The sequence below is a fragment of the Streptomyces sp. NBC_00091 genome (genome assembly GCF_026343185.1).
GTDB lineage: Bacteria > Actinomycetota > Actinomycetes > Streptomycetales > Streptomycetaceae > Streptomyces.
Map to the genome: position 1 here is coordinate 473,705 of NZ_JAPEMA010000004.1, position 15,224 is coordinate 488,928.

A 15,224-nucleotide genomic window follows, 5' to 3' on the forward strand; every position below is an offset into this window, starting at 1 on the left:
ACCCGGTGCCCGACCCTGTCCAGTGCCTTTGCGCGACGGCTTCATCTCGCCGCCCGGCCTGGGTCAGCCCTCGGTCCCTTTGCTCGTTCCGATGCGGAGCATTCGCTACCCCTTGGTGGCCTCTTGCAGACAGAAATGACAAACGCTCTGGCTGCTCCTGCACATGCTTAGGGACACTCAGATCACCCCCTGCACGGCCCGTCCTCGGAAATGTTAACGCTAACACTTCGGCTCTCGGTCCCCCACGCGTGAGGAAGCTGATCTCGTATGTCCTGGCTCCAACACCCCCACAGCCGCCGGAAAGTCATGGCGGCCACCGTCGGCCTGGTCGCGGGCACCACGCTGCCGGCGATAGGCGCGAGCGCGGCGGCCACGACGGCCCAGCAGGAGCGGTTCACCAACCCGGTGATCTGGCAGGACTTCGCCGACCTCGAGGTCATCCGCGTCGGCGACGCTTACTACTACACCGGCTCGACCATGCACTTCTCGCCGGGCGCGCCCGTCCTGCGCTCCTACGACCTGGTCAACTGGGAGTTCATCGGCCACTCGGTGCCGGTCCTCGACTTCGGCGACGCGTACGACCTCAACGGCGGACGGGCGTACGTCCAGGGCATCTATGCGTCCTCGATGCGCCACCGCCCCAGCGACGGGACCTTCTACTGACTGGGCCAGATCGGCGGGCAGCGGTCGTACGTATACAGAGCCACCAACGCGGCGGGCCCCTGGACCCGGCACGCCGAGATCGGCAGCAATTACTACGACGCGGGACTGCTCTTCGACGACGACGGCACCCCGTACGTGGCGTACGGCGCCAACGAGATCCGCGTCGCGCAGCTCTCCCCGGACATGCGCACCGAGGTCAGGTCCGAGCACGTGCTTACCAAGCCCGACGAGATCCACTATATGGAGGGCTCCCGCTTCTACAAGATCAACGGGAACTACTACATCTTCGTCACCCGCCCGCCCAACGGCCAGTACATCTGGAAATCCACATCAGGCCCCTTCGGCCCGTACAAGATGCGGGAGGTGCTGTTGGACCTGCCCGGCCCGATCCCCGGCGGCGGCATACCGCACCAGGGCTCGCTGGTCGACACCCCGAACGGCGACTGGTACTACATGGGCTTCATCGACGCCTATCCCGGTGGCCGCGTCCCCGCCCTGGCCCCGGTCACCTGGAACGCCGAGGGCTGGCCCGAGCTCCAGACCGTCAACGGCACGTGGGGCGAGACATACCCCTACCCGGTCACCCCGCACCCGCTCCCGCCGATGACCGGCGCCGACACCTTCCAGGGAACGGCGCTGGCGCCGTACTGGGAGTGGAACCACAACCCCGACACCGCCGCGTTCACCGTCAACAACGGGCTCACCCTCAGGACCGCCACCGTCACCGACGACCTCTACAGCGCCCGCAACACCCTCACCCGCCGCATCCAGGGCCCCGCCTCCACCGCGACCGTCGTGCTCGACTGCTCCGGGATGGCGGACGGCGACCGGGCCGGGCTGGCGATGCTGCGGGACTCCTCCGCCTGGATCGGCGTCACGCGGCAGGGCGGCGTCAGCAGGCTGGTGGTGTTCGACGGCCTGACCATGGACGCCAGCTGGAACACCAGCAGCACCGGCACCGAGCAGGCCCGCGCCGACCTCCCCGCGTCCGGCAGCCGCGTCTGGCTGCGCGCCGCCGCCGACATCAGCCCGGGGCCGGGCCGTCAGGCGACGTTCTCCTACAGCACCGACGGCACCACCTTCACCCGGCTCGGCCCGGCCTTCACTATGAGCGAGAGGCCTCATTTCTTCATGGGCTACCGCTTCGCCGTCTTCAACCATGCCACCCGGGCCCTCGGCGGCGAAGTGCTGGTGGAACGCTTCGAGTTGCGCGCGAACGCGCCGGCGGCCCCTGTGGACACCAACGCCTGGTACGTCATGGTCAACCGCAACAGCGGCAAGGCACTGGACGTGGCGGGCGTGAGCTCCGCGGACGGCGCCGCCCTCACGCAGTGGGCCCGGTACGACGGGCCCAACCAGCAGTTCCAGTTCGTGGACTCCGGTGGCGGCTACTACCGGTTGAAGGCGAGGCACTCCGGCAAGCTGCTGGACGTCTCCGGCTGGTCGACGGCCGACAACGCCGCCATCCACCAGTGGAGCGACCACGGTGGCGTGAACCAGCAGTTCCGGTTGGTGGACTCACCGGACGGATACGTCCGGTTGATCAACCGCAACAGCGGGAAGGCCGTCGAGGTACCGGGCTTCTCCTCCGCCGACGGGACCGGCATCGTCCAGTATTCGGACTGGGGCGGCGTGAACCAGCAGTGGATGCTCGTCCGCGTCGGCTCCACGGGCTAGTCCTCCTGCTGACACCGGTATCCGGTTCAAGCCCACGGAAACTCCCCCTGCCCGCTGGGCAAGGGGAGTTTCGGTCTGCGCGCGCCCGAGGTCGCACGGCCGACAGCGAGGTCCGAAAAAATCTTGGACCGGACGGCAACCCTTTCTGAAGAGGATCGAACGCCGGGTTGCCGGTCCTGACCGCTGCGTGCCGCGCCGCGCGCTCGGGAGACGTGGCGCCGCCCTGAGCCGTGTGCCAGGCACGGCAGGTCGCGTTTTTCCCCTGCGCGATTAGCCGGCGCACTGCTCGACGGGGTCCGCGAGATCCTGGCCCGGCTCCTGCCGAGACGGCGACGACGCAGCAACCGCCGCGTGGTCAAACGCAAGATGTCCAACTACAAACTCAAACGCATCCCGCACCGGAACTGGCCACAACCCACCCGCGACCCCGCCGAGGCAGTCCGGATCGCACCGCACTACCGCACCGTCTCCGCCAGATCCGGCCCACTGCGGTCCCCATGGAGCAGTACCTTCCCGATCTGGTCGTGGGGCTGTGGCTCGGCAGCAGCAGCGATCGGACTCTCCAGGCGGCTCAAGGCACCAGTCGCACCACACGGCCCCGGTTCGCCCTGACGATCGACGTTGTTCTCGAGCCCATGTTGGGGTGAGCCTTTCGGCCCCCCGTGTCAGGTTGGCCCCTCGGGCGAGGCCGCGGAGTTTAAACGCGGACTTGTGAAGAGGGGTCGCCTCGTCGGCTTCGTACCGACCGCGTCAGCCGGCTGCCTGCCAGCCCGCTCCGTTTGCGGCACGCGCTGACCGGTCGTGCTCCCTGTGGGCGGCCTGCAGCAGCTTTCGCCACGACGTCACCGTGGGGCGCCGGCGTAGGAGCGCGGGTCGCTCCCGATCCGTCATACCTCCCCAGACACCGTGCTCGATACGCTGATCAAGAGCATGGGCGAGGCATTCCGTGCGCACCGGGCAGCCGCCACAGACAGCCTTCGCCCTGTTCTGGGCGGCGCCTTCTGCGAACAGCTCTTCGGGGTCAGCAGTACGGCAAAGTGCCCGCTTGCCCCATTCGTCGTCATCACCCGCGACCGCCCCCATGCCGTCCTCTCCCCGATCGGCCTGCCCCCCCCACCATGGGACGGGGGGAGGAGTTGTCACCCGGGCCCAACGAGCGGCACCACCGGTGGCGTCACGCGGTGGTGGACGGGAACAAGCTGTCCAGCGCCAGGACGGGCACCTACTGATGGACGCTCCGAGGTGGCGCTCCTGGCCGCGGCCCCGGCGGCAAGGACCAGCCCGGGCGTGTCACGGGGCCACCGGGTCCGGTGAGACGGTGCGACCGCGTCTCGGCAAAAGATGTTTGAAACGGCAACCTTTCCGCTCCGGCCGGCCACTTAGGGGTGTACCGACGAGGGCGAGCCGTGATCAGCGGCCCTACACCCTCTGTGTCAACACCCGATCGGAGCCCCACATGTCACCAGGCAACCCGAGATCCCCCGAGCAGCCGATGCCTCGGGACCGCACGCCCCGCCGTAGCCGGATGCTCCGGCATTTGGTCGTGGGGGCGGTGGCGGTGCTCGCCGCCTCGGCCGGTGTCGGCGCCCTGGCGCCCAGCGCGGGCGCAGCGCCGACCGTCCGCATCAGTGTGGATGCCGGTACCTCCTTGGGCACGGTGCCCAGCAGTGGTGTCGGCCTCAACACGGGCTTCGGCGACGAGCACATGGGGGACCCCAAGGTGACATCGCTGATGAAGGCCGCGGGAGTCCGGCAACTGCGCTATCCCGGCGGCTCCGGCGCGGACGACTACCACTGGAAGACCCACACCTCCGGCGACGGCAGCGGCTGGATCCCCTCCAACACCAACTTCGACCACTTCATGGCCACCGCGAAGAAGGTCGGCGCCCAGCCGATCCTGACCGCGAACTACGGTTCCGGCACCCCCCAGGAGGCCGCCGACTGGGTCAAGTACGCCAACGTCGACAAAGGTTACGGCGTGAAGTACTGGGAGATCGGCAACGAGGTCTACGGCAACGGGCACTACGGCAACGGCAAGGGATGGGAAACCGACACCCACGCCGACAAGAGCCCGAAGGAGTACGGAAAGAACCTGGTCGCCTACTCGAAGGCGATGAAGGCCGTGGACCCGAAGGTGAAGATCGGAGCGGTGCTCACCACCCCCGGCGGCTGGCCGGATACGGAGAAGGCTCCCGGTGACAGCGCCGACTGGAACCACACGGTGCTCTCCATCGCGGCAAGCTCGATCGACTTCGTCATCGTCCACTGGTATCCGGGCGGCACCACCACGGCCGACCTGCTGAACACCCCCTCGCGGATCGCCGGTGTCACGTCCTCGCTGCGCTCGCTGATCGCCAAGTACGCGGGCTCGCGCGCCGCTTCGGTGGAGATCGCGGTCACCGAGACCGATGCCGTCGGCTCGCCCGCCTTGACCAGCCAGGCCGCGGCCCTGTTCGCGCCGGACACCTACATGACCTGGTTCGAGCAGGGTGCCACCCACGTGGACTGGTGGAACCTGCACAACGGCTCGGGCGAAGCACCCACCACCGTCCACGGCGAGACCGACTACCGGGATGGGGGCATTCTCTCCGCTGGAACCTGCGCCGGGGGGAAGTGCCAACCGCCGCGCGACACGCCCTTCCCCACCTACTGGGGCATCCGCTCGCTGACCGCACTGGCGCAGCCCGGCGACACCATGGTCAAGTCGTCCTCGGGCAACTCGTCGGTTGCCGTGCACGCGGTGCGGAGCGGCAACGGCGGTCTGAACGTCATGCTGATCAACAAGAGCCCGCAGAACGCGGCGCCGGTGTCGCTCTCGTACGCCGGATTCACCCCGGCCGCCGGGGAGGTCACGACCGTTTCGTATGCCAAGGGAGATACTGCCCTGACGACGGCGAAGCGGGGCACGGCGGTCGCACAGACGCTGCCGCCGTACTCGATCACGACTCTTCAGCTGAAGCCCGCGTCGGGGACCGCCGGCGCTGCCAAGCCGACGCCCGCCCCCACGCCGACCGCCGCCACGCCGGTTGTTACCGCCTCCGGCACGACCGGCACCCGTGCGCAGGCGGAGCGCGGCGTACCCGTCGGCCAGCCGACCCCGGGCAGCACGTCCGGCGGCCTGGCTTCCACCGGGGTGAGCAACACCATCACCTACAGCGCCCTCGGTGGCCTGCTGGTCATCGCCGCCGGCAGCGTGCTGGTGCTTCGCGGACGTCGCCGCAGGGCTTTGCACGGGAAGTGAGACCGCGTGAGTGACCGACGGCCCGGCAGCAACGCCACCCACCCGTGGCGCGCGCCGGGCCGTCGGCCTCCGCGCCGGCGTCGGCGGTCAGGTAACAAACAAGGCCGGGGTCGTTGACCTGGACCTGGCCTACCTCGGCACCGGTCCCGGCCCGTGGGGTGGCCCGAGCCGACCCCCGTCAGTAGCCGACGTGGAAGGTGGCGTCGGCCTTCTCCGTGGTGGTGGCGATCGGGTCGATGCGCAGGACGTAGCCGGTGTGCCGGATGTAATGCGTCGGGAAGTTGTGCGAACGGAAGGACGACCAGGAGGAGTCGGCCAGGCCGGCGGTCCTGTGGAACGTGGCGGCCGCGGCGAAGGTCGCGGTGCCGTCGTTCTCTTCCAGCCGCAGGTCGTAGTTGGAGTGCCGCAGGTAGCGGGTCGGGAAGTTGACCGACTGGAAGGACACGCCCGCGCTGTCGGCCAGGCCGCGTACGAGCTTCCACTGCGAGTCGGTGTACGGGTCGAACGGGTAGACATCGATCCGGCCGACGGAGTTGGCGTGACGGACGTAACGGTCGGGGTAGTTGTAGGACTTCAGCCGGTTCCAGGCGGGGCTGCCCCACTTCGCCACGAGGTTGTCGTACTCGGTCGTGGTGATCGTCGCGATGGTGCAGTGCTTGGAGTTGAGGGGCTGGGTGTAGTCGCGCTGGTCCAGCGCGGTCCAGGTGCCGGCGGCGAGGTCGTTGCTCTGCCAGGCGTAGAAGACGCCGTTCGGCGTGTAGGTGTCGCCCCACAGGTACCAGGATCCGGAGGTCAGGGACTTCACCAGGGTCGGCGCCTCGGTGCCGCCGTGGGCGGCCGCCGTGCTGAAGGGCGTGAAGCTGCCCGGCTGCAGGGTGGTCGACCGCGCGCCCACGAGGGCCTGGTCCCTCCCCCTGTAGTAGAGGTAGTTGACGCCGTTCACACCCACGGCGAGGTTGCCGTCGATGATGTCGTAGCCGGGGTCGAAGAAGACCTGCGGGGACGTCACCGTCTGGAAGTTGGTGGTGTAGTTCACCATGAGCACGTTGTGGCCGCTGGCATTGACCGACGAGTAGATGATCCCGTACTCGCCGCGGCCGGCGTCCCAGAACGCCTCGGGTGCCCAGCTGTGGGTCACCATGTCGTGCAGCTTCAGCCGGCGGTAGCCGGTGAGGGCGCGCAGGTCCGCGGAGTCCCAGACGTGGATGTACTGGCTGTTGTAGCCCCAGTCGGTGCCCTTGAGGTCGGTGGCGAGGACGACGAAGGTGCCGTCCTGCTTGCGCATGATGAACGGATCACGCAGACCGCCCGCACCCGCGGTCGGGGTCACCACGGGGTTGTTCTGGTTGAGCGGCATCCAGCGCAGGCCGTCGGTGCTGACCGCCAGGTGCAGGCCGTAGTCGGCCTCCAGCATGGTCGCGGACTCGGTGAAGTAGCCCATGACGTAGGCCGCGTCCGCGGCGTAGGCGGGCCGCGCGCCCAGGGCCAGCGTTCCGGACAGGGCCAGCGGGACGGTGGCGGCCATACCGAGGAACAGGCGTCGCGACGGGTGGGGGCCGGGGCCGGTTGTTGCGGTCATTTGCGCTCCAGGGTGCGTGGGGGGCGGGCGGCCGTTCTCGGCAGTCACGGCATGCACCGTCGCAGCGCTGGGCGGGGGCGCCCGGACCACGGGATGCAACGGGTCCCGCGGGTGGTCGCGGACGTTGCGTCCCGGGGCGGGAGGTTGCTGCCCGCTCCGTGGAGCCCAGCCCGTCGGGAGTGCGGGGACGGTGGAAGCAGGATCGAATGTTAGCGCTAACAATCAATTCGGCCAGGACACGCGGTAGATGAGAGCGGCTCGGTGGCCATCACTATGGGTCTGCCCGAGTAGCGCGTCAAGGTCACGCGCAAGGTCGTCCCGCTGCCCGGTCGGGAAGCGCGGCCCGACCCGATCCGTCGTCCCGGACGGGCACGTCGGCCTCGACGAAGCCCAGCCGCCGGTTCATGCCGAGGGCCGCAGCGTTGCCCGGGTGGTGGAAGGCCCGCATCCAGTGCACGCCGCGCGAAGCTGATCGCCAGAAGCTTCATCGCCAGCGCGACGCCCCTCCCCAGGTGGCCGGCCGGCACTCCGTCTGCGCTATTGGGGGATGGCGAGCAGGATGCGGCCGTGGCCACCGCCGGCGTCGACGTGGTCGTGGGCCTTGGCGATGTCGTCCAGCGGGTAGCGGTCGCCGACGGCGATGGTGAGGGCGCCGACGGCGGCTGCGGAGGTGAGGTCGCGGGCGGCCTGGCCCTTGGCCTCGGCGGGGAAGTCGTCGCTGCCGAGCAGCCGCAGGGTGACGTTGTTGAACAGCAGCGGCCAGAAGGGGATCTCGGTGCGGTCCGTGCGGGTGGCGTAGGCCGCGATGACGGCGTTGTTGGCGGCGACGGCGTTGTCGAGATCGGCGTTGTCGGACAGCGCGACCTCGATGATCCGGTCGACGCCCCGTGGCGCGTACGAGCGGATGGCCGCGGCGGGGTCGCCGGTGTCCAGGGCGACGGCGTGGGAGACGACGGTCGGGTCGACGAGGTCGAGGTCCGCGGTGCGGCGGACGGTGGCGAGTACGGTGGCGCCGGCCCAGTGGGCGAGCTGGGCGGCCAGGGAGCCGACGCCGCCGAGGACTCCGTGGACCAGGACCAGTCGGCCGTCGACCGGGCCGTCGGCGAAGACGGTGCGGTGGGCGGTGATGCCGGGGATGCCGAGGCTCGCCCCCAGCTCGTCGCTGAGGTGGTCTGGCAGAGGTACGGCCTGGTTGTCGGGTACGACGGTGTACTGAGCAGCTGTGCCGAAGGGGCGGTAGGACTGGGCGCCGTATACCCAGACCCGCTGTCCGACGCGATGGGCGTCGACTTGGGCGCCCACGGCGTCGATGACCCCGGCGGCGTCGCTGTGCGGGATCACCCGTGGATGGGGCATGGACGAGCCGAGCCAGCCGCGCCGCTTCTTGGTGTCGCCGGGGTTGACGCCCGAGACGGTGACACGGACGCGGACCTCGCCGGGGCCGGGGGCGGGATCAGGTAGTTCACCGACGTGCAGGGCATCGGCGGCGGGGCCCTGGTCGTCGTACCAGGAAGCAAGCATGGGGGTACCTCCGTGGACAGTCAGCTCGCGGGAGCGGCGGGTGCGTGCGGATCGCTGTCGGCGCGTCCGGTGTCGAATACGGGGGCTTCGTCCCCGAGGGCCTCGCGCAGCCAGGTCCGCTCCGCGCGACTGGTGGCGCGGGCGGTGAGCAGCATGCCCCGCCGGTAGGGGTCGGCGACCTCCTCGGCACGCAGGGGCCGCTCGTTGTCGTAGAAGAAGCTCGCCGGTTCTTCCAGGAACTCCAGCCGCCTACGCAGCACCACGTGCTGCTCGGCTACGTCGGGCAGGTGAGAGAGGAAGGCCAGAACGATGTAGAACCGGGTGAAGTCGGTGATCTCGTGGTCGGCGGGCTCGCGCAGACGCTGAAGCATGTCGGCCCGTCCGGCCGCGGTCAGACTGAGCACGTACCGTGCCGCCCCCGCGGCCGGGTCGGCGCGCCGCTCGATCAAGCCCGCCTTGGTCAGACGATTGATCGCCGGATACAGGCTGCCGTCACTGACCGGCCGCGTATAGCCGGTCAGCTGTGAGACGCGGCGGCGCAGCTCGTGTCCGGGCAGGGGTCCCTCGGCGAGGAAGCCGAGTATCGCGAGTTCCAGCATGAGTCCATCTTCGCACAGGTGCATCGAATCGATGTGAACATCGATTCGATGTTATGCTCGTAGGTACCCGCCCAAACGTTTCTGGAGAGGGACAGCAAGATGCAGTCGCAGTCCACCGAGTCAGTGATGAACCGTTTCGTCGAGTTCATCAACACGGGCAACGAGGATCTCGCCCGCGAGGTCATTTCTCCGGACGCGGTGTTCCACGCGCCAAGTCACCCGGAACCACTGCGGGGGCCCGATGGGTACATGGAAGTCCTCGGGATGATGCGCAGCGCCTTCCCCGACGTTCAGTGGACGCTGGAGGAGACGGTCACCGAAGGCGACACGGTCGCCGCGCGGTTCACCATGCGGGGAACCCACGACGGTGAATTCTTCGGGATCCCGGCGAGCGGCAACAAGATCTCGGTGCAGGCCATGAACTTCTACTACCTGGCCGACGGCCGGATCGTCGGCGAACGGGGCCAGCCCGACCTCCTCGGGGTGATGCAGCAGATCGGCGCCGTACCGGCGCCGTGAGGCAGACAGTCGCCTCCTCCTCCCGCGCAACCGTCCAGGTCCGCGCTGCCGCCCTCCCGCAAGGCACACCATGGAATCCCTCGCACCCGCACCGCCCGCTCAGGCGATAGCCGTCCTGCCCCGGTCCTCCATTCTGGTGGCGGCCCTGTCCACCGTCGTGGAGTGGTACGACTTCACGCTGTACCTGTACATGACCACCGTGCTGTCCCGGGTGTTCTTCGGCACCGGCTCCACCTCGCTCCTGATCACCCTGGCGGTCTTCGCCGTCGCCTACCTGATGCGCCCGCTCGGCGCGATGGCCTTCGGCCACATCGGGGACCGGCTCGGGCGCCGCAAGGTGCTGCTCGGCTCGATGGCGGTGATGACCTCCGCGATGCTGGCCACCGCCCTGCTCCCGACCCGCGACCAGATCGGCTCCGCCGCCGGGGTCACTGCCCTCACCGTCACCCTCGTCCCCGGTCCCGCCCTGGACGCGTGGGGGTGGCGCATCCCCTTCCTGTTCGGCACGCTGCTCGCCACCACGGTGCTGATCGCCCGCTCCACCATGCGCGAATCCCCCGCCTTCGAGCAGCAGCCCCCGCCCGACACCAAGGGCGCGGGCCCGCTGATGACCACTCTGCGCACCCAGCGCCCCGCGCTCTACCGGACGTTCGCGATCTCGGCGCTCGGCTCGGTGACGTACTACGTCGGCATCAGCTACGTCCCCACCTACCTCGGCGCGGTCAGCGGCTTCAGCGAGTCCGACGCCCTGTGGCTGTCGACCATCGCGGCCCTCGTCGTCATCGTCGTCACGCCGTTCGCGGGTGCCCTGTCCGACCGGGTCGGCCGCCGCCCCGCACTCACGCTCTTCGGTGCCCTGGCGGTGATCCTGCCGCCGGCCATGTTCGGCCTGATGACCCAGGGCAGCTTCGCCGCCGCACTGACCGGCGCGATCGTCCTGGCCTGCGTGGCAGGCGGCATCAGTGCGGTCGCGGCCTCCGCGATCGCCGAACAGTTCCCCGTCGCCCAGCGCCTCAGCGGCCTCGCGCTCGGCGCCACCGCAGCCACCGCCCTCTTCGGCGGACTCACCCCGTACGCCTCCCAGGCCCTGGTCGACTCCACCGGCTGGGCCCTGATCCCCGGCGCCCTGGTCGCCGCCACTGCCCTGGCCGTCCTGCCCGTCCTGCGCCGCCTCCCGGAAACCGCGCCAGCCATCCGTGCACCCCAGCCCGGCCCTCTCGCCCCGGAACCCGAACCCCAAGCCCGCTGAGCAGACTTCGTGCGCTGCAACAACCTCACCGACGCCGCCCGGCCCGCCGCACTCTTCGCCCCCGGCACAGTCCGTACCCGGACCTTCGACACCCCGGAGTCCCTCAGCATCACCTTCCACGAGGTCCACGCGAAGTCTTCTCGTCAGAGGGGGGCGATGTTCCTAATAATCTCCGATCTGACGCGTGCCGATGTACAGTGAAGAACGCCCTTGACCTGCAGAAAGCTGGCAGGGAGCCGTCTTCCAGGAGTCCAAAATGCTGCGCACCATGTTCAAGTCCAAGATCCACCGGGCCACGGTGACCCAGGCCGACCTGCACTACGTCGGCTCTGTGACCATCGACGCCGACCTGCTCGACGCCGCCGATCTGCTGCCCGGGGAGCTCGTCCACATCGTGGACATCACCAATGGTGCGCGGCTCGAGACGTACGTCATCGAGGGGGAGCGGGGCTCCGGGGTCATCGGGATCAACGGGGCCGCCGCGCATCTCGTGCACCCCGGGGACCTCGTCATCCTGATCAGCTACGCGCAGGTCGAGGACGCGGAGGCGCGGGCGCTCAAGCCGCGCGTCGTGCACGTGGACGGCGACAACAGGATCATCGAGCTGGGCGCGGACCCGTCCGCCCCGGTGCCGGGAACGGACCAGGAGCGCAGCCCCCACTCGGTGGCTGTCTGAGGGGAGTCGGGGATCATGGCGATCGAGCTGGTGGACGAGCGCAAAGCGGGGCGGCTGCTGGCCGTCGAGGACAGCAGGGTGGTCGGCTTCATCGCCTACTTCGTGCTCGCCGCCGAGCCCCACGCCCTGGTGGCGGTGCACACCGTGGTCGAGCCGGGCCACGAGGGCCGCGGGATCGCCGGGGACCTGGTGAAGGGGTTCTACGGGATCGCCGCCGCGGAGGGGGTACCGGTCGTCCCGCTCTGCCCCTACGCCGCGAGCTGGGCCGCCCGCCACCCCGACCGGGCGCCCGAGCCCCCGGCCGCGGTCGCCGAGGCGGCCAGGGCGCAACTGGACCGGGACGCCGACCTCTGGTGAGCGGGCTGACGCTGCTGCACACCTCCCCGGTGCACGTCCCGGTCTTCGACGCACTGCGCGAGCGGGACCACCCGGAGGCCGTACTGCGCCACCTGGTGGTCCCGGACCTGCTGGACCGGGCCCGGGCCCGCGGCCCGGAGTCCGTGGTCCCCGAGCTGCTCGGGCTGCTCCGGGAATCCGGCGGCCCGGTGCTGGTCACCTGCTCGACCATCGGGGCGGTCGCGGAGTCCCTCGCCCCGGCCCTCGGGTTCCCGGTGCTGCGGGTGGACCGGCCGATGGCGGCCGAGGCCGTACGTACGGGCCCGCGGATCGCCCTGCTGGCCACCGTGGAGTCGACCTTCGCCCCGACCGGGGCCCTGCTGGCCGAGGAGGCCGGCGGGCGGCCCCTGTCCGTCCGTACGCACCTGGTGCCCGGCGCCTGGGACCGCTTCGAGGCGGGTGACGCCGCCGGGTACCTCGCGGCGGTGGCCGGGGCGGCGGACGCCGTCACGGACGCGGACGTCATCGTCCTGGCCCAGGCCTCGATGGCCGCGGCCGCCGGCCTCGTCCGCACCCGCCTGCCCGTGCTCTCCAGCCCCGCCCCCGGCCTGGCCGCCGCCCTCGCCGAGGGGCATACCGGCTGAGATCGGGGGAAGGTGGGACTCATGGTGCGAAACGTAGAGCAGACGCAGCCGCCGGTCCCCGATCCGGCGCCGGTCCCGGACCCGTACCCGCCGCTGCCGGACCCCGAGCCCGTGCCGCGCCCGGGGCCGCCGGTGCCGCAGCCCTTCCCCGAGCCGGACCCGGTGCCCACGCCCCCGGTGCCCGCGCCGATCCCGCAGCCCGGGCCGCTGAGCTGAGCCGAAACCGTCAACTCCAGCCGCAGGGCGGCTGGTTGTCACCCTTGTCAGGTCATCGGAGCGCCGTTAGGTTGTGCGGTTCCTGATGTCTTCAAGGGGGGGCTCCCATGGGTGTACGGGGCCGGCACCGCCGGTACCAGCCGAGCAGCATCAACCGGGCCTCGCTCGTCGTCACCGCGGGTGGCGCGGGATTAGCCCTCCCCCTGATCGGCGCCGGGGACGCACAGGCCGCCTCCGTGGACACCTGGAACAAGGTCGCCGCCTGCGAGTCGACCAACAACTGGCAGATCAACACCGGGAACGGCTACTACGGCGGCCTCCAGTTCAGCCAGAGCACCTGGCGCGAATTCGGCGGCACCGCCTTCGCCGCCCGCGCCGACCTCGCCACCAAGGCCCAGCAGATCGCCGTCGCCGAGAAGGTGCTCAAGGGGCAGGGGCCCAGGGCGTGGCCCGCGTGCGGCCCCCAGGCCGGGCTCAGCCGCAGCGGTCCGGCGCCCGCCGTCGACACCCGGCCCTCCACGAAGCCGGCGCCCGAACCGTCTGCCAAGCCCGCGGCGAAGCCCGCGCCGCAGGCCCCCAAGGACCGGATCCAGCCGACCAAGGCCACCACCCCGGCCCCCGTCACCATGCCCCGCCCGACCGGGACCTCCGTCCTGCCGAACCCGTACGTGGTCGCGCCCGGGGACTCCCTGTCGACGATCGCCGCCGAGCAGCACCTCGAGGGCGGCTGGCAGGCACTGTACGAGACCAACCGGTCCACGGTCGGCGGCAACCCCAACATGATCTTCCCGGGCCAGCGGCTCACCCTCAGGGTCACCACCGCCCCGCCCGCCCAGAACCCCGAGAAGCCGCCGCGCACCGCGGAGCCGGTCAAGCCCGTGGAACCGGCCGCTCCGCAGCCGGAGCAGAAGAAGCCCGAGCAGGCCAAACCGGAGCAGGCCAAGCCCGAGCAGCCGAAGCCGAAGCCCGAGCAGTCGAAGCCGGCCGAGACGCCGAAGCCCAAGCCCGCCGAGACGCCCAAGCCCGAGCCGGTCGCCAAGCCCGCCGGCAAGCCCGCCTCAGCGGAGCAGAAGCCCGCCTCGGGCGGGTTCAGCGCCCCCGTCGACTCCGGCATCGGCACCGCCTACCGCGTCGCGGGGTCCTCCTGGTCCAGCGGCTACCACACGGGCGTCGACTTCCCGGTGCCGACCGGCACCAGCGTCAAGGCCGTGGGTGCCGGCACGGTCGAGTCGGCCGGCTGGGCCGGAGCGTACGGCTACCAGGTCGTCATCAAGCACACCGACGGCCGCTACTCCCAGTACGCCCACCTCTCCGCGCTCGGCGTCAAGGCCGGCCAGCAGGTCTCCGGCGGCCAGCGGATCGGCCGCTCCGGCTCGACCGGCAACTCCAGCGGCCCGCACCTGCACTTCGAGATGCGCAGCGGACCCGGCTACGGCTCCGACATCGACCCGCTGAAGTACCTCCGCGGCAAGGGCGTCGGGATCTGACCCCCGCACGTGCGGCGGCACGGCCGTGAGCAGGACCAGGCCGGCCGCCGCCAGCGCGCCGCTCGCCAGCGCCGCCACCGCCCCGGCGGTCCCGTACCGGAAGCCCTCGTCGAACATCGAGATCCCGACCGCCGCCGCGACCACCGGATTGACCACGGTCACCGTGGCCAGCGGCGCGGTCAGCCCGGCTCCCCGGTAGGCCGCCTGGGACAGCAGCAGCCCGCCGGCCGCCAGTACGGCGATCGCCGCCAGGTCCGGCCACTGGCCGCCCAGCGCACCCGGGGCGAAGCCCTCGGCCACCGACTTGGTGAACACCGAGGCCATCCCGAAGGCGGTACCGGCCGCCGCGGCCAGCAGCACACTGCGCAGCACCGCCCGGCGCACCCGCCGGGCCGCCAGGAACAGCACCGCCGCCGCGGCCGCCGTCACCGTCAGGAGCAGACTCCGCTCGCCGCCCGCCAGGGCCTGGTCCCCGCGGCCGTCCCCGCCCGTCAGGGCCAGCAGCCCGGCCAGACCCGCCGTGGCCAGCAGCGCCCCGCGCCAGGCCGCCGCACCCGCCCGGCGGCGTACGAAGACGGCCGTCATCGGGAGCGCGAAGACGATGGTCAGCGCCCCGAGCGGCTGGACCAGGCTCAGCGGCCCGTAGGCCAGCGCCACCACGTGCAGCAGCGCGCCGAGGCCGTTCAGCGCGACCGCCACCCACCAGCCGGCCCGGCGCAGCGGGGCGTAGGCGCGGTCCGGCGTACTCGCCGCGACGCGTTCCTGGACGATCGCGCCGCCCGCGTAGGCGACGGCGGAGACCAGGCAGAGGAGAACC

The 15,224-nt window shown here is 70.8% G+C and carries 12 protein-coding genes and 3 pseudogenes; 10 read left to right on the plus strand and 5 right to left on the minus strand.

Annotated features, from left to right (window positions below; all coding sequences use genetic code 11):
• The first annotated feature begins 267 nt into the window (after window positions 1-267).
• Window positions 268-2,340: pseudogene (locus tag OOK34_RS35225) on the plus strand (family 43 glycosylhydrolase).
• 750 nt (window positions 2,341-3,090) lie between these two features.
• Here OOK34_RS35225 and OOK34_RS35230 read toward each other — a convergent pair.
• Window positions 3,091-3,423 (minus strand): WhiB family transcriptional regulator, encoded by a 333-nt coding sequence (locus tag OOK34_RS35230; RefSeq protein WP_267036543.1) that lies wholly within the window; start codon window positions 3,421-3,423, stop codon window positions 3,091-3,093.
• A gap of 442 nt (window positions 3,424-3,865) precedes the next feature.
• On the opposite strand from OOK34_RS35230, the gene OOK34_RS35235 reads away from it, so the two are divergent.
• Window positions 3,866-5,581 carry an LPXTG cell wall anchor domain-containing protein gene (locus tag OOK34_RS35235; RefSeq protein ID WP_267036544.1) on the plus strand — a complete coding sequence of 572 codons (1,716 nt, stop codon included), beginning with the start codon at window positions 3,866-3,868 and terminating at the stop codon, window positions 5,579-5,581.
• A 178-nt stretch (window positions 5,582-5,759) separates the two neighbouring features.
• Here OOK34_RS35235 and OOK34_RS35240 read toward each other — a convergent pair whose 3' ends face one another.
• From OOK34_RS35240 to OOK34_RS35250, 3 genes are all read right to left on the minus strand, one after another.
• Window positions 5,760-7,160 (minus strand): glycoside hydrolase family 43 protein, encoded by a 1,401-nt coding sequence (locus OOK34_RS35240; protein ID WP_267036545.1) that lies wholly within the window; start codon window positions 7,158-7,160, stop codon window positions 5,760-5,762.
• Window positions 7,161-7,697: 537 nt separating this feature from the next.
• Window positions 7,698-8,681, minus strand: a complete 984-nt coding sequence (locus OOK34_RS35245) for an NADPH:quinone reductase (protein ID WP_267036546.1) — start codon at window positions 8,679-8,681, stop codon at window positions 7,698-7,700.
• A gap of 20 nt (window positions 8,682-8,701) precedes the next feature.
• Window positions 8,702-9,280: a PadR family transcriptional regulator gene (locus tag OOK34_RS35250; RefSeq protein ID WP_267036547.1), complete on the minus strand. Its 579-nt coding sequence runs from the start codon at window positions 9,278-9,280 to the stop codon at window positions 8,702-8,704.
• 126 nt (window positions 9,281-9,406) lie between these two features.
• Here OOK34_RS35250 and OOK34_RS35255 point away from each other — a divergent pair, with 126 nt between their 5' ends.
• The 8 genes and pseudogenes from OOK34_RS35255 (at window position 9,407) to OOK34_RS35290 (ending at window position 14,407) form a co-directional block, all read left to right on the plus strand.
• A complete protein-coding gene (locus OOK34_RS35255; RefSeq protein ID WP_267036548.1) occupies window positions 9,407-9,799 on the plus strand; it encodes an ester cyclase in 393 nt (130 codons plus the stop codon).
• 70 nt (window positions 9,800-9,869) lie between these two features.
• Complete coding sequence (locus tag OOK34_RS35260; RefSeq protein ID WP_267036549.1) at window positions 9,870-11,048, plus strand: MFS transporter; 1,179 nt, start codon at window positions 9,870-9,872, stop codon at window positions 11,046-11,048.
• 9 nt (window positions 11,049-11,057) lie between these two features.
• Window positions 11,058-11,186, plus strand: a pseudogene (locus tag OOK34_RS35265) (radical SAM protein); the annotation flags it as partial.
• 118 nt (window positions 11,187-11,304) lie between these two features.
• Complete coding sequence (gene panD, locus OOK34_RS35270) at window positions 11,305-11,724, plus strand: aspartate 1-decarboxylase (RefSeq protein ID WP_267036550.1); 420 nt, start codon at window positions 11,305-11,307, stop codon at window positions 11,722-11,724.
• A gap of 15 nt (window positions 11,725-11,739) precedes the next feature.
• Window positions 11,740-12,081, plus strand: a complete 342-nt coding sequence (locus OOK34_RS35275; protein ID WP_267036551.1) for a GNAT family N-acetyltransferase — start codon at window positions 11,740-11,742, stop codon at window positions 12,079-12,081.
• Window positions 12,075-12,704, plus strand: a complete 630-nt coding sequence (locus OOK34_RS35280; protein ID WP_267036932.1) for an aspartate/glutamate racemase family protein — start codon at window positions 12,075-12,077, stop codon at window positions 12,702-12,704. The genes OOK34_RS35275 and OOK34_RS35280 overlap by 7 nt, the downstream gene beginning before the upstream one ends.
• 21 nt (window positions 12,705-12,725) lie before the next feature.
• Window positions 12,726-12,920 carry a hypothetical protein gene (locus OOK34_RS35285; RefSeq protein ID WP_267036552.1) on the plus strand — a complete coding sequence of 65 codons (195 nt, stop codon included), beginning with the start codon at window positions 12,726-12,728 and terminating at the stop codon, window positions 12,918-12,920.
• A gap of 107 nt (window positions 12,921-13,027) precedes the next feature.
• Window positions 13,028-14,407, plus strand: coding sequence for a transglycosylase family protein (locus OOK34_RS35290; protein WP_267036553.1), 1,380 nt, complete (start codon window positions 13,028-13,030; stop codon window positions 14,405-14,407).
• Between the two features lie 24 nt (window positions 14,408-14,431).
• Here OOK34_RS35290 and OOK34_RS35295 read toward each other — a convergent pair.
• A pseudogene (locus OOK34_RS35295) lies at window positions 14,432-15,224 on the minus strand (DMT family transporter); the annotation flags it as partial.

Coding starts and splice junctions, on each gene's coding strand:
- OOK34_RS35290 (WP_267036553.1), top strand. CDS start 13,028: ATGGGTGTACGGGGCCGGCACCGCCGGTACCAGCCGAGCAGCATCAAC.
- OOK34_RS35285 (WP_267036552.1), top strand. CDS start 12,726: ATGGTGCGAAACGTAGAGCAGACGCAGCCGCCGGTCCCCGATCCGGCG.
- OOK34_RS35240 (WP_267036545.1), bottom strand. CDS start 7,160: ATGACCGCAACAACCGGCCCCGGCCCCCACCCGTCGCGACGCCTGTTC.
- OOK34_RS35255 (WP_267036548.1), top strand. CDS start 9,407: ATGAACCGTTTCGTCGAGTTCATCAACACGGGCAACGAGGATCTCGCC.
- OOK34_RS35250 (WP_267036547.1), bottom strand. CDS start 9,280: ATGCTGGAACTCGCGATACTCGGCTTCCTCGCCGAGGGACCCCTGCCC.
- OOK34_RS35235 (WP_267036544.1), top strand. CDS start 3,866: ATGCTCCGGCATTTGGTCGTGGGGGCGGTGGCGGTGCTCGCCGCCTCG.
- OOK34_RS35245 (WP_267036546.1), bottom strand. CDS start 8,681: ATGCTTGCTTCCTGGTACGACGACCAGGGCCCCGCCGCCGATGCCCTG.
- OOK34_RS35230 (WP_267036543.1), bottom strand. CDS start 3,423: ATGGGGGCGGTCGCGGGTGATGACGACGAATGGGGCAAGCGGGCACTT.
- OOK34_RS35275 (WP_267036551.1), top strand. CDS start 11,740: ATGGCGATCGAGCTGGTGGACGAGCGCAAAGCGGGGCGGCTGCTGGCC.
- panD (WP_267036550.1), top strand. CDS start 11,305: ATGCTGCGCACCATGTTCAAGTCCAAGATCCACCGGGCCACGGTGACC.
- OOK34_RS35260 (WP_267036549.1), top strand. CDS start 9,870: ATGGAATCCCTCGCACCCGCACCGCCCGCTCAGGCGATAGCCGTCCTG.